Here is a 12,746-nt window from a genome sequence, read left to right on the forward strand (position 1 = left end):
GCGACATTAGAATCTAAGAGAACTGGAATCGTTTGGAAAGACGAACCGCAGAGAGTGATAGTCTCGTACAGGTAATCGAAGAGGATATAGCAGTACCCTGAGTAGTGCGGGACACGTGTAATCCTGTATGAATCCACCGGGACCATCCGGTAAGGCTAAATACTCCTGAAAGACCGATAGTGAACTAGTACCGTGAGGGAAAGGTGAAAAGAACCCTAAGTAAGGGAGTGAAAGAGAACCTGAAACCGTACGCCTACAAGCGGTCGAAGCACATTTACTGTGTGACGGCGTGCCTTTTGCATAATGAGCCTACGAGTTACTGTTGCTAGCAAGGTTAAAGATTTAAGGTCTGGAGCCGAAGCGAAAGCGAGTCTGAATAGGGCGATTATAGTTAGTAGTAGTAGACGCGAAACCGAGTGATCTACCCATGGGCAGGTTGAAGCTGTGGTAACACACAGTGGAGGACCGAACCAGTTGACGTTGAAAAGTCTTTGGATGACCTGTGGGTAGGGGTGAAAGGCCAATCAAACTCGGAAATAGCTCGTACTCCCCGAAATGCATTTAGGTGCAGCGTTGAATAAAAGTTTTATAGAGGTAGAGCTACTGATTGGATGCGGGGGCTTCACCGCCTACCAATTCCTGACAAACTCCGAATGCTATAGAATGTTTTTCAGCAGTGAGGGCATGGGTGCTAAGGTCCATGTCCGAGAGGGAAAGAACCCAGACCATCAGCTAAGGTCCCCAAATATATGTTAAGTTGAAAAAACGAGGTTTGACTGCCCAGACAGCTAGGATGTTGGCTTGGAAGCAGCCATTCATTTAAAGAGTGCGTAACAGCTCACTAGTCGAGCGGTCGAGCATGGATAATAATCGGGCATAAACATATTACCGAAGCTATGGACTTTTAAAAGTGGTAGGGGAGCATTCTATATGTGCTGAAGGTGTGCTGTGAGGCATGCTGGAACGTATAGAAAAGAAAATGTAGGCATAAGTAACGATAAAGGGGGCGAGAAACCCCCTCACCGAAAGACTAAGGTTTCCTCAGCGATGCTAATCAGCTGAGGGTTAGTCGGGACCTAAGGCGAATCCGAAGGGAGTAGTCGATGGACAACAGGTTAATATTCCTGTACTTCTTATAATTGCGATGGGGTGACGGAGTACTGAAAGCACCGCGAACTGACGGAATAGTTCGTTGAAACATTTAGGTATTAGACTGGTAGGCAAATCCGCTGGTTTAGCTGAAGTGTGATAGTACCACAAGTCTTCGGATGCGTGGATAGTGTGCCTAAAAACTTCCAAGAAAAACCTCTAAGCTTCAGATTATAAGAACCCGTACCGTAAACCGACACAGGTAGTTGGGATGAGAATTCTAAGGTGCTCGAGAGATTCATGGCTAAGGAACTAGGCAAAATAGACTCGTAACTTCGGGAGAAGAGTCGCCAACAGCAATGTTGGCCGCAGTGAAAAGATCCAGGCGACTGTTTATCAAAAACACAGGGCTTTGCTAAATTGAAAGATGATGTATAAGGCCTGACACCTGCCCGGTGCTGGAAGGTTAAGTGGAGTTGTTAGCTTCGGCGACGCAATCAAATGAAGCCCCAGTAAACGGCGGCCGTAACTATAACGGTCCTAAGGTAGCGAAATTCCTTGTCGGGTAAGTTCCGACCTGCACGAATGGTGCAACGATCTGGATACTGTCTCAGCCATGAGCTCGGTGAAATTGTAGTATCGGTGAAGATGCCGATTACCCGCAGCGGGACGAAAAGACCCCGTGAACCTTTACTATAGCTTCGTATTGACTTTGGATAAGTAATGTGTAGGATAGGTGGGAGACTTTGAAGCGGCGTCGCTAGGCGTTGTGGAGTCATCCTTGAAATACCACCCTTTGCTTATCTAGAGCCTAACTCAGCAATGAGAACAGTGCGTGGTGGGTAGTTTGACTGGGGTGGTCGCCTCCAAAAGAGTAACGGAGGCTTCTAAAGGTTCCCTCAGCACGCTTGGTAACCGTGCGTAGAGTGCAATGGCATAAGGGAGCTTGACTGAGAGACATACAGGTCGATCAGGTACGAAAGTAGAGCATAGTGATCCGGTGGTTCCGCATGGAAGGGCCATCGCTCAAAGGATAAAAGGTACTCCGGGGATAACAGGCTGATCTCCCCCAAGAGCTCACATCGACGGGGGGGTTTGGCACCTCGATGTCGGCTCGTCACATCCTGGGGCTGGAGAAGGTCCCAAGGGTTGGGCTGTTCGCCCATTAAAGTGGCACGCGAGCTGGGTTCAGAACGTCGTGAGACAGTTCGGTCTCTATCTGCTGTGGGCGTTAGAAATTTGAGTGGATCTGACTTTAGTACGAGAGGACCGAGTTGGACTGACCTCTAGTGTATCTGTTGTCTCGCCAGGGGCACTGCAGAGTAGCTACGTCGGGAAGGGATAAGCGCTGAAAGCATATAAGCGCGAAACCCACCACAAGATGAGATTTCTTTAAAGGGTCGTGGAAGATCACCACGTTGATAGGCTATAAGTGTAAGTGCAGTAATGTATGTAGCTGAGTAGTACTAATAACCCATAGGCTTATGTACGTATCCCGGTCCTAGTGGCCGGGAGCAAACTCTTTGATGAATTTAGGATATGATTTTACTAATATGTTAACTTTTACAGTTGAAATATACTGAAACGATTTAAGGTGATTATCGCAATGGGGCTCACCTCTTACCATTCCGAACAGAGAAGTTAAGCCCATTAGCGCCGATGGTACTGCCACAGGTGGGAGAGTAGGTCGTTGCCTTTCTTTATCAAGCCTCAATCTTTAAAAGATTGAGGTTTTTTTTGATCTTATTTTTAGGATTGCTGTATCTCGTAGTTTTTAATCCTTTGCCCGTTATTTTTATAATTATAAAAGAAGTAATTATACTAAATAAGATTTGTACATTGAAATTTGTTTTTTTAATATTTACGTTTTAGAAATACGAAATGAGTTTATATAACGAAGTTTATTTTTTATTTGTTCTTTAGGGGTTTTTAATGGTTTTTTAGTTAGTATTTATTTTTTATTGCTAGATAAAACAAAGAGAGTAACTAACTTTATATTCGGATTGTTAGTTTTCTTTGTTACCATTAGAATAGTCAAATCAGTTTATACAATATTTACCCCCAAAGAAGAAAGAAATTTATTGCTCATACAAATAGGTTTATAAGCTTGTTTTTTAATAGGTGTTTCGCTATACTTTTACTTAAAAGCATCTGTATTTAAAAAGAAGGTGATTCCATTAAAATGGATACTTCATTTTCTTTTATTATTTCTAGTAGTAATTATTGTTGGTGTTATAAAGCCTTGCTCAAGTAATATTCTTTTTTGGAACGCATATTTTGTTAAGTTTATTTATTTTGTTTGGGGTGTTTATATAGTATTATCATTATTTATTTTAAAAGATATTTTTAGAAAGCTGTTTTCTAATGTAAGTTGTAACACTTCTGAAATATGGCTAATAGCTGTTTATATAAGTAGTTTACTAATTTATTTAGCCTATATAGTCGGTTACTTTTACTTTATAGGAACTGTTACTTTTTCAATAGTTTTTTATGGATTAATACTACTTTTCCTTTCAAAGAAAAATAGAGAGTCTATTTTTAAAGATTTACCAGAAAAAATACTCTGCAAAAAAGATTGAAAGTAAAGAAGCTGATTCTTTAAAATTTCAATTAGATGCTTTAATGAAAGAAGAAGAGTTGTATAAAAATACAGCTATAAAACTGTCTCATATTTCAGTTAAAATAGTAGTGTCTTCTCATAAATTATCGCAATTTCTAAATGATAACCTTGGAAAAAGCTTTGCAACATTCTTGAATGAGTACAGAATTGAGGAAGCGAAGAAACTATTGAAAGAGAATCATAAAATTACTTTAGAAAATATTGGTTTTGAAGCTGGTTTTTCTTCAAAATCAAACTTTTATGCTACCTTTAAAAAGGTTGTTGGGCAAACTCCAGCTCAATATCAAAAGCAGTTTTTATAAGGTTTTTAGTACAGAATTATAATTTAGGACGCCTAAATTATAAGACATCATTAAAAAGGAAGATTGTTTTAAGAGGTTTGAATTCAAATTAAAAACCTTTTAAAATGAAATTTATATGTACAGCAGTAGTGTCTTTCTTTTTTCTGTTTAGTTTTTCACAAGAAAAAGAAGATACTAAAGGGAAATTTCTAGCTAGTATTTATGGAAGTAAACAACAGAAAGTAATTAACTACGGCAAGAGTTTTATGTCTGACGACCGTTTGTTTTATAAAAGTTTAAATCGTCCAGATGTTAATCTACCTCATTCTGATAAAGAATTGATTGAACAGACGCTTAATAATTATATTGAAGGAAGTTCTTTTAATAAAATGAATACTCTTAAAAACTCTTTTTACAAATATGTAACATTTTATTTAACAAGAAAAGATGGCTTTAAACAGTTTACTACTGAAGAATATTCAAATTTTTTTTCATCAAACAAAAAGGGAGAGTTTAATGGTAGGATAGGAGAGATCATTTCAGTTGATATAACGAATGATATTGCTACGACAAAAGTTGAAATCCTAATACCTAATCGTAAATGGAGGTTTGTAGATCTTTTTTTACTGAAGAAGTTTGCGAATAATTGGAAAATTATAAGTAAAACCGCAACTAGAGAAGCTTCTTATGAGACAGGAAATAAAATCTTATTTGTGGTTTCTAATACAGATTATTATGTAGGTACTAATATACCAACAGGAAATAGTTTTGATGAAATAGTATTGGCTTATAAAATGTTTACGGAAGCTGGGTTTAATATAGATATTATTAGTCCAAAAGGAGGTGCAATTCCTTTAAAATATGTGGATACATCTGAAAAGAATAAGAAAAAATACTTGTATGATAATGACTTTATGTATGCTTTAAAAACGACTAAAAAAACAACAGAAGTTCATTCGTCTAGCTATAAAGCAATTTATTATGTGGGAGGTGGAAGTGCTATGTTTAATGTACCTAAGAATAAGGAAATACAAAAAATAGCTATGGATATTTATGAAAAGCAAGAAGGTGTTATCAGTGCAGTGTGTCATGGTACTGCTGGAATTGTTTTTCTAAAGAAAAGTGACGGCGAGTATGTGGTAAAAAAACAAGCGAGTAAATGGGTTTCCTGAAGATCATGAAAAGAAAGAAAAAGAATATTTTAAAAGTTTTTCTTTTTTAATAAGAAAAACAGTTGAAGATCATAGAGGAAAGTTCTTTTTTTCAGATGTAGCAGATGAACATCTAGAAGTGGGTGGAAGGTTAGTAACTGGTCAAAATCCAGCGTCGGTACCTAAATTGGTAAGAGAGGTAATTAATATTATTAACTCCAAATAAAGTAGATTTGATTTCATAAAAAAAACTCACCAAAGGTGAGTTTTTTATTTATAATTTATTGAATATTAAGCTAACATTGTAACTGGATTCTCTAAATAAGTTTTTAAGGTTTGTAAAAACTGAGCTCCAACAGCACCGTCAACCGTTCTGTGGTCACATGCTAAGGTTAACTTCATAGTGTTTCCAACCACTATTTCGCCGTTTTTCACTACTGGTTTTTGTACAATTGCACCTACCGATAAAATAGCAGAATTAGGTTGATTGATAATTGAAGTAAAGCTTTCAATACCAAACATTCCTAAGTTAGATACCGTAAACGTACTTCCTTGCATTTCGTTAGGAGTTAGTTTTTTATTTCTAGCTTTTGACGCTAATTGACGAACTTCAATATCTATTTGATTGATATTCATGTAATCTGTATTACGAAGAACAGGTACAACTAAACCTTCAGGTACAGCAACGGCTACACCTATATTTATATGTTTATTGTATATTGTTACATCATCATTCCAAGTAGTATTAACTTGAGGATGTCTTCTCAATGCCATAGCAGAAGCTTTAACCACCATATCATTAAAGGATACTTTTGTTTCTGGCATCTGATTAATAATCTTTCTAGATTCAATAGCATTGTCCATATCTACCTCTATGTTTAAGTAGAAATGAGGAGCGGAGAATTTAGAATTAGCTAGTGCTTTAGCAATAGCTTTACGCATTTGAGAATTTTTAACTTCCTCTACAGATTCACCTGCTGCAGTAGTAAAATTAGTTACTGCTGATGGAGTTGTAGCTGTACTTGTAGCTACAGGAGCTTCAACTTTAGCAGCTGGACTATAGTTTTCAACATCTTTTTTGATGATGCGACCATTTTCTCCAGAACCTTTAATATCTGCTAAATTAATTCCTTTGTCTTTAGCAATTTTCTTAGCTAAAGGGGAAGCAAAAATACGTCCACCTTTATTATTTGATGCAGTTTCTACTGGAGTAACTACTGTTTCTGTTTTATTTTCTTCAATTGCTTTAGGAGCTTCTTCTTGTTTTTCAGAAGAGTTGTTATTTAAAGTACCTGCTTTATGAGCTTCTACTAATGATGAAACATCAGTACCAGCTTCACCAATGATAGCTAATAAACTATCTACAGGAGCACTTTCACCTTCTTGAACACCGATATGTAACAAAGTACCTTCATTGAAAGATTCGAACTCCATTGTAGCTTTATCAGTTTCAATTTCAGCTAAAATATCACCTTCTTCAACTTTATCACCTACTTTTTTTAACCAAGAAGCAACGGTACCTTCAGTCATTGTATCACTTAAACGAGGCATGGTTACCACTTTTACTCCTTCAGGAATAGCAGTATTTGTAGATGTTGCTTTGGGCTCTTCAGTTTTAGGTTCTTCTGATTTTGTTTCAGCAGAAGCGGAAGTGTTTCCATTTAATAATGCTGAAAAATCTTCTCCTTCTTCACCAATAATAGCTAATAAACTATCAACAGGAGCTGTTTCGCCTTCTTGAACTCCGATATGTAATAAAGTTCCTTCATGGAAAGACTCGAATTCCATTGTAGCTTTATCAGTTTCGATTTCAGCTAAAATATCACCTTCTTCAACTTTATCACCTACTTTTTTTAACCAAGAAGCTACCACTCCTTCTTCCATTGTATCGCTTAAGCGAGGCATGTTTATAATTGTAGCCATAGTTTACTTAGATTTTATAAATGGATAATCTTCTTGTTCATATACCATATCATATAATTGATTAAGCTCTGGATATGGAGAATCCTCTGCGAATTTTTCACATTCCTTAACCATATCTTTTACTTCTTTATCAATTGCTTTGATCTCATCTTCTGTAGCGTACTCTTTTTCTTTGATGACATCTAAAACTTGAGTGATAGGATCTATTTTTTTATACTCTTCAACTTCGTCTTTTGTACGATAATGTTGAGCATCTGACATAGAGTGACCTCTATATCGGTATGTTTTCATTTCTAAGAAAGTAGGACCATCACCACGACGAGCTCTTTGAATAGCTTCATCTACAGCTTCAGCTACTTTGATAGGGTTCATTCCATCAACAGGTCCACAAGGCATTTCATAACCTAAGCCTAATTTCCATATATCAGTATGGTTTGCAGTTCTTTCGACAGAAGTTCCCATAGCATATCCATTATTTTCTACAATAAATACTACTGGTAATTTCCAGTTCATAGCCATGTTAAAAGTTTCATGTAAAGAACCTTGACGTGCAGCTCCATCACCAAAATAACATAAAGTAACAGCATCGCTACCTTTGTATTTATCTCCAAAAGCGATACCAGCACCTAATGGAATTTGTCCTCCTACAATTCCGTGACCACCATAGAAACGGTATTCTTTAGAGAAGATGTGCATAGAACCTCCCATACCATGAGAAGTACCTGTAGCTTTACCATATAACTCTGCCATAACACGTTTTGGATCTTCACCCATACCAATTGGTTGAACGTGATTACGATAAGCAGTAATCATTTTATCTTTAGTCAAATCCATTGCGTGTAATGAACCGGCTAAAACAGCCTCTTGACCGTTGTATAAGTGTAAAAAACCTCTTACTTTTTGTTGAATGTAAACTGCAGCTAGCTTATCTTCGAATTTTCTCCAAAATAGCATGTCTCTATACCAATTGATATAGGTTTCTTTGGTGATTTTCTTCATTATATACTTAGTTGTTTATTTAAATGTTTGTTTGCTTTACTTATTACAAAACGTAGCTACAAAAATAAGTAGTTTTTAGTAATTTAAAAAAAGTTATTACTAAAAGTTGAAGAAAGGTTTTTGGTGAAGTGTAAAGGTGTAATTATTGTTCTTTAGCTACAATTATAGTGGCTTTAGCACCTGTAGCTAAATTCCACTCATTAGATGAAATTAAGATACCTGCATCGTTATAAATTTTAAATGCGGCTGTGTTTGGACCAGAGGTACCTTGGTTTAAAGCTACAATTTTTATAGTGTTGATTCCTTTATCTAGAGGAATATTAAAGGACTGATAGCGTTGTCTTAGTATAAGGTTGCTAACAACAGGTACATCATTTATATAGATGGTAACCTTATCTCCGTCAGGATATTGATAATCCCTACAAATAATGTTAACACTTTTTGATTTAGTACTAAAACTCCCTAAGTCCTGATCAATAACAGGATACTGATACATTCCATTTATTTGTTTGAATGATTTTAAGTATTGTTCTTCTGCAATTTTAGCTTTAGTTAAGATTCCTTTATTTTCTAAATCTCTTTGAGCTTGTTTTTTTTGAAGTTCTTTTTGTTGTTCTTTATGTGCAGTTTTAAATCCATTGTTATTGTCAAAACCTAACGCTTTAGGTTTTTTTACTTCTTTAACAGGTGCAGTTATAACACCAAAAGCAGAATTTCCCTTTTTTTTACCATTAACAGAACCATCCATTTGTGCAAGAACATTGGATGTAACGCTACATAAAAAAATGATTACAAGTGTTGGTATTATTTTCATCATTGTAAATAAATCTAAGCAAATATAATGCCGATTTTTAAGTGATTTTAAAATAAAGGATTAAAACTAGTTATTTTACAGGAAAATCAAAAAAGGTTTTAGGGAAAGGTTCTCCTCTTAGGGTAAAATGCCACCATTCTTTACTGTAAGGTCTAAAACCATGTTTACGCATCACAGTTTGTAATAGTTGTCTGTTCTTTTTTTGTTGTTTAGTAAGTTTTTCATAGGTGATATGAGATGAAACTCCAAAAAAGTCATACGGACTTCCCATATCTAACTCTTCGCCTGTTTCTAGGCGTATAATTGTTAAATCTACAGTGCTTCCTCTTGAATGACCAGATTTTGAAGAAATATATCCCTTTTTAAATAAATGACGTTTATTAACCTCAGGATAGTATTGTTGTTTCATTAATGTATCATTCATTACTCGAGCCCATTTTACAAAATGATTTACTGCTGTTTGAGGACGGTAAGCATCATAAATTTTTAAACCTAATTTTTGATTTGCTAACTCATCTTGGACTTTTTTTAAAGCTTTAGCAGTAGGGGTGGTAGCTATAAGAATATTTTCTTCATATCCATTAACAGGGACCCCCATAAAGTTGTTAGCATGACAATATCTTAATTCCCCTTGTATTGTAGGAGACACTTCTTTTATATATGTAAAACCTTCAGGTAATTTTTGAGACTGAATGCTTAAAGCGGCAAGTAAAAATAACGATAAAATCCATTTCATAGGGTAAAAGTAATGAAATGGATTTTAACAGTTTCTCTCTTAATGAAAGATTAACTTTTATTTATCTAAAAAATCTTGATAAGCGTTTTGACTAATAGCTCTTCCGAGAGAATCTAAAGGGTGGTAATTACCTTCTTGTATTACAGGTTTTTTGCTTACATAATCGTATACAAAGGTTCCGTTTTTAGAAACTGTACCAAATCCTTTATTAAACACATAATGTGCATATTGATTTTCAGAATTATTAAAAATATTTTTTCCAAACTGAAATTTTTCTGGATTACCTCCTAATATGTCAGTTAAAGTATATGCTAAATCACTTTGAGCGCTAAAATTATTAACAGTAATACCTGTTTTGTTGAGAGCACCACCTAACCAAACCATAGGAATTTGAAATCTTTTAGGGGAGTTAAAATAACCTTTGTGTTTAGGTAATGGATGTCCATGGTCAGATAAAATAATAACCAAAGTGTTATTCCACCAAGGTTGTTTTTTAGCTTTGTGAATAAACTTACCTATAGCTTTGTCTGTATATGCTTGTGCACTTCTGTATAAATTTTCTACAGAACTTTTACCAAATTTATATTCACCAGGGAACTCGTAAGGTTCGTGACTGGTTAATGTTAAAGCTACTTCAAAAAAAGGTTCTTTAAGGGTAGGAGAAGATAAATCTTTCATAAATCGGTCTAAAAAGATGTGATCATGCGCTCCCCATTTCGAATTCCAGTTTTCTTTGTCAAATTCAGTTCCATCAACAATTTTATCTATTTGACCATTACGTAAATAGGTAATCATATTTCCAAAATTACTATCCCCACCATAATAAAAACTAGTATTGTACCCTAATTTTTTCATCTCTTTGGTGAGTATAGGTAGCTTTCTTGCTTTGTATGGAATTTTCATGATGCTTTTTGTAGGCTGAGGATAATAGCCACTTAAAATAGCAGGAACCCCTTTATCTGTCCTGTCTCCATTTCCATAGAAATTAGTAAACAAAATACCTTCTTTAGCTAGTTTGTTTAGGTTTATAGTAACATCAGGTTCACCTCCTAATGCACCAACTGCTTTAGCAGAGAGACTTTCCCAAATAAGTAAAATGACATTTGGTTTTTTAGTATTTAAGATAGAATCTGTATTAGCTGTTAAAAGCTGATTTTTAGTTTTGTTGATGATGTTTTTAGCAATATCTTTTTTATAGTGAACATACGGGTTTTTGCCGTCGGTTTTATGAGTAATTGTATTAGCAAAGTTCCAGATAAAATTTACCGCAGCATGATTTGCAAACATATTTTTAGAGAAGTATACGTTACTTTGATTAATAGGAATGTTGGCAAAACCACCTCGTATAGGAATTATTAAGCTAGCAATTAATAATAAAAATATAGGAGCTTCTAAAAAATGCTTCTTATTCAACTTTTTAAGAACTTTGTTCAATATCTTATTAAAACAGTAAATAGTAATTACCGAAAGTAATCCCCAAGCAAAAAGTCCGCCAACTAATTGTAAAGTACTTACAGAAGCCAACATTGCTTTAGGAGTATTAATGTAATTTAAGACAGTAACATCTATACGAACTCCCCAGAATTTATACAAGGAAATATCCGTTAACATAAACAAGTTAATAACTAAAAGAATAGGGAAAGTATACCCTTTAATAATATAACCAATAATTCTTCTAGGAATCCATATTGATAGCAAAATAATTAGAAAAGGAATAGCAGCCAAGTATGCAGCAAAAGAAAAATCTAATTGAATACCATACACGAATGTTTTTAGCGTAGTGATAAAACTTAATTCAGAGGTTTTATCAAAATAATATATTAAAAATAAAAGACGGGCAAGTAAAAAGTATACTACCCATAGAAAATAATATGTAAAACTAAATAAGATTCTATTTTTAAAATTAGTCATTCTAGTTTGAAAAAGGTTTACTCTGTAACTTTTAAACGAGCTTTAGCTGTTACAGAAATATCTGAATAATCGTTGTTTAAATATTTTAAATACCCTGCAATGGCAATCATAGCAGCATTATCAGTGGTATACTCAAACTTTGGAATATATGTTGTCCATCCCCAATGTTTTTCAGCTAAAATTAAACGTTTTCGTATTTCTGAGTTAGCAGAAACACCACCAGCAATAGCTATGTGCTTAATACCAGTTTGTTTTATAGTATTTTTAAGCTTATCCATCAAAATTTCAATAATAGTGTATTGAATAGAAGCACAGATGTCATTAAGGTTTTCTTTGATGAAATTGGGGTTTTCTTTTATGTTTTTTTGAATAAAGTATAAGATTCCAGTTTTTAATCCGCTAAAACTAAATTCTAAGTCACCAACTTTAGGCTTGGTAAATTTAAAAGCTTTAGGGTTTCCTAATTGCGCATATTTATCAATTAAAGGTCCACCTGGATATGGCAAACCTAAAATTTTAGCAGATTTATCAAAAGCTTCCCCAACTGCATCGTCAATTGTTTCACCTAAAATTTCCATTTCAAAATGATTGGTAATTTTTACAATTTGCGTGTGTCCACCGCTAATTGTTAAACAAACGAAAGGAAAAGGAGGTATTCTACTTCCTTCTTCATCAATAAAATGAGCTAAAATATGTGCCTGCATATGGTTAACATCTATCAAAGGAATGTTTAACCCTAAGGCTAAAGACTTAGCAAAAGAAGTACCAACCAGTAATGAGCCCATTAACCCTGGGCCACGAGTAAAAGCAATTGCATTTAAATCGTTTTTAGTTATACCAGCTTGTTCAATAGCTTGTTGCACAACAGGAACAATGTTTTGTTGATGTGCTCTTGACGCTAATTCAGGAACTACACCACCATATTTAGCATGTACTTCTTGGTTTGCTACGATATTACTTAATACCTTTCCGTTACAAATTATTGAAGCACTTGTATCATCACAAGAGCTCTCAATACCTAAAATATAGATGTTTTTTGCACTCAAATCTTTTCTGATTTAGAGGACAAAAATATTGATATTACGTTAGATTTTAGTTAAAAAAAACATTTCTTTAAAATAAGGCAGCATTTTTGCTGTTTGCTGATTACTTTTGTTAAATAAGATTATAAATAAAGGAAGTTATTAAAAGATTAGGAAACATAATAGGTAAAATACTAAAG

8 protein-coding genes and 2 rRNA genes (1 of these 10 cut by a window edge) are annotated in these 12,746 nt (G+C 34.6%); 4 read left to right on the forward strand and 6 right to left on the reverse strand.

Translation table 11 applies throughout. From position 1 onward, the window contains the following. The 4 genes from AC3VJB_RS01765 to AC3VJB_RS01780 all read left to right on the forward strand — a co-directional run. Positions 1-2,579 (forward strand): 23S ribosomal RNA (locus AC3VJB_RS01765); it begins 294 nt to the left of the window's first position. A 100-nt stretch (positions 2,580-2,679) separates the two neighbouring features. After that, positions 2,680-2,788 (forward strand): 5S ribosomal RNA (gene rrf, locus AC3VJB_RS01770). A 923-nt stretch (positions 2,789-3,711) separates the two neighbouring features. Beyond that, entirely contained in the window at positions 3,712-4,011 is a 300-nt protein-coding gene (locus tag AC3VJB_RS01775; protein WP_497666671.1) for a helix-turn-helix domain-containing protein, read from the forward strand. Between the two features lie 104 nt (positions 4,012-4,115). Continuing rightward, positions 4,116-5,162, forward strand: coding sequence for a nuclear transport factor 2 family protein (locus AC3VJB_RS01780; protein WP_497666672.1), 1,047 nt, complete (start codon positions 4,116-4,118; stop codon positions 5,160-5,162). 270 nt (positions 5,163-5,432) lie between these two features. Here AC3VJB_RS01780 and AC3VJB_RS01785 read toward each other — a convergent pair whose 3' ends face one another. The 6 genes from AC3VJB_RS01785 to tsaD form a co-directional block, all read right to left on the reverse strand. Further along, positions 5,433-7,064, reverse strand: coding sequence for a pyruvate dehydrogenase complex dihydrolipoamide acetyltransferase (locus tag AC3VJB_RS01785; RefSeq protein ID WP_497666673.1), 1,632 nt, complete (start codon positions 7,062-7,064; stop codon positions 5,433-5,435). A 3-nt stretch (positions 7,065-7,067) separates the two neighbouring features. Continuing rightward, the gene (gene pdhA, locus AC3VJB_RS01790) at positions 7,068-8,063 is read right to left on the reverse strand and encodes a pyruvate dehydrogenase (acetyl-transferring) E1 component subunit alpha (RefSeq protein WP_047790615.1); all 996 of its coding nucleotides are present in this window, start codon (positions 8,061-8,063) and stop codon (positions 7,068-7,070) included. Between the two features lie 142 nt (positions 8,064-8,205). Continuing rightward, positions 8,206-8,880, reverse strand: a complete 675-nt coding sequence (locus AC3VJB_RS01795) for a hypothetical protein (protein ID WP_253680594.1) — start codon at positions 8,878-8,880, stop codon at positions 8,206-8,208. A 67-nt stretch (positions 8,881-8,947) separates the two neighbouring features. Further along, the gene (locus AC3VJB_RS01800) at positions 8,948-9,613 is read right to left on the reverse strand and encodes a M15 family metallopeptidase (protein WP_239180377.1); all 666 of its coding nucleotides are present in this window, start codon (positions 9,611-9,613) and stop codon (positions 8,948-8,950) included. 57 nt (positions 9,614-9,670) lie between these two features. Beyond that, positions 9,671-11,524, reverse strand: coding sequence for an LTA synthase family protein (locus tag AC3VJB_RS01805; RefSeq protein ID WP_239180375.1), 1,854 nt, complete (start codon positions 11,522-11,524; stop codon positions 9,671-9,673). A 17-nt stretch (positions 11,525-11,541) separates the two neighbouring features. Then, positions 11,542-12,570, reverse strand: coding sequence for a tRNA (adenosine(37)-N6)-threonylcarbamoyltransferase complex transferase subunit TsaD (gene tsaD / locus AC3VJB_RS01810; protein WP_437824169.1), 1,029 nt, complete (start codon positions 12,568-12,570; stop codon positions 11,542-11,544). Positions 12,571-12,746: the final 176 nt, after the last annotated feature.

This window comes from Tenacibaculum sp. TB-53 (genome assembly GCF_059716285.2).

Coding starts and splice junctions, on each gene's coding strand:
- AC3VJB_RS01780 (WP_497666672.1), top strand. CDS start 4,116: ATGAAATTTATATGTACAGCAGTAGTGTCTTTCTTTTTTCTGTTTAGT.
- AC3VJB_RS01800 (WP_239180377.1), bottom strand. CDS start 9,613: ATGAAATGGATTTTATCGTTATTTTTACTTGCCGCTTTAAGCATTCAG.
- AC3VJB_RS01795 (WP_253680594.1), bottom strand. CDS start 8,880: ATGATGAAAATAATACCAACACTTGTAATCATTTTTTTATGTAGCGTT.
- AC3VJB_RS01785 (WP_497666673.1), bottom strand. CDS start 7,064: ATGGCTACAATTATAAACATGCCTCGCTTAAGCGATACAATGGAAGAA.
- AC3VJB_RS01775 (WP_497666671.1), top strand. CDS start 3,712: ATGAAAGAAGAAGAGTTGTATAAAAATACAGCTATAAAACTGTCTCAT.
- AC3VJB_RS01805 (WP_239180375.1), bottom strand. CDS start 11,524: ATGACTAATTTTAAAAATAGAATCTTATTTAGTTTTACATATTATTTT.
- pdhA (WP_047790615.1), bottom strand. CDS start 8,063: ATGAAGAAAATCACCAAAGAAACCTATATCAATTGGTATAGAGACATG.